2 protein-coding genes are annotated in these 1,317 nt (G+C 71.1%); both read left to right on the top strand.

Annotation, left to right across the window (positions count from 1 at the left end):
• On the top strand, positions 1-571 hold a 571-nt coding region (locus ACGFWI_RS39010), incomplete at its 5' end, for a TIM barrel protein (protein WP_393910802.1).
• 51 nt (positions 572-622) lie between these two features.
• A partial coding sequence (locus ACGFWI_RS39005; RefSeq protein ID WP_393910801.1) for a 2-hydroxy-3-oxopropionate reductase occupies positions 623-1,317 on the top strand: 695 nt, incomplete at its 3' end.

Genomic DNA, 1,317 nt, shown 5'->3' with positions numbered 1-1,317 from the left:
GGAGTCGGAGAGGTTCCGGGCGAATGTGCCGGTGGCGGTGGAGTTCGGGCGGTCGCTGGGCTGTACCGCCTTCAACGCCCTCTACGGCAACCGGGTGGCGGGGGTGTCGGCGGCGGAGCAGGACGAGCTGGCGCTGGAGAATCTGGCGTTCGCCGCGCGGGCGGTGGCCGAGGTCGAGGGGACGCTGCTGATCGAGGCGCTCAACGCCCCGGAGTCGCCGCACTGCCCCCTCGTCTCCGCGCCGAAGGCCGTTGAGGTCGTCGATGCGGTCAACGCCGCGACCGGCCTGGACAACGCCCGCTTCCTGATGGACCTCTACCACCTGTCCAGGAACGGCGAGGACCTGGAAGAGGTCATCGACCGCTACACCGCCAAGACCGCCCACGTGCAGATCGCCGACAGCCCCGGCCGCGGCGCCCCCGGCACCGGCAGCCTCGACCTCGCCGGCCTGCTCGACCGCCTCCACAAAGCCGGCTACGACGGCTGGACGGGCCTGGAGTACAAGCCCGGCGACGGCCCCAGCACCGGCGCCTTCGCATGGCTGCCCGCCCCCCTGCGCCCCGCCCACTGACCACCACCCCGCCCCCCCCGTTTTTGCTGTGACTGTGAAAGAGGCACCCTGATGAGCAACCTCCCCAAGATCGCGTGGATCGGTCTCGGCATCATGGGCTCCCCCATGGCCGAGAACCTGCTCAAGGCCGGGTACGCCGTGACCGGCTACACCCTGGAGAGCGACAAGCTGGAGCGGCTGGCCGCGGCCGGCGGCACCGCGGCCGGTTCGATCGCCGAGGCCGTCCAGGACGCCGACGTGGTGATCACCATGGTGCCCGCCTCCCCCCAGGTCGAGGCCATCGCCTACGGCCCCGACGGCATCCTGGCCCACGCCAGGCCCGGCACCCTGCTGATCGACATGTCCTCGATCACCCCCCAGACCTCCATCGACCTGGCCAACGCCGCCGCCGACAAGGGCATCCGCGTCCTGGACGCCCCCGTCTCCGGCGGCGAAGCCGGCGCCGTCGAAGCCGTCCTGTCCATCATGGCCGGCGGCGAACAAAGCGACTTCGACGCCGCCCGCCCCCTCCTCGAAACCCTCGGCAAAACCCTCGTCCTGTGCGGCCCCCACGGCGCCGGCCAGACCGTCAAGGCCGCCAACCAGCTCATCGTCGCCATCAACATCCAAGCCTGCGCCGAAGCCGTCGTCTTCCTGGAGAAGTCCGGCGTCGACCTCCCCGCCGCCCTCGACGTCCTCAACGGCGGCCTGGCCGCCTCCACCGTCCTGACCCGCAAGAAAGACAACTTCACCCACCGCGACTTCCG

The organism is Streptomyces sp. NPDC048434, assembly GCF_043200375.1.
In the GTDB taxonomy this organism is placed as follows: Bacteria; Actinomycetota; Actinomycetes; order Streptomycetales; family Streptomycetaceae; genus Streptomyces.
The sequence above is the reverse complement of the archived record's forward strand: the minus strand, read 5'-3'. Positions and strand labels throughout refer to the sequence as shown.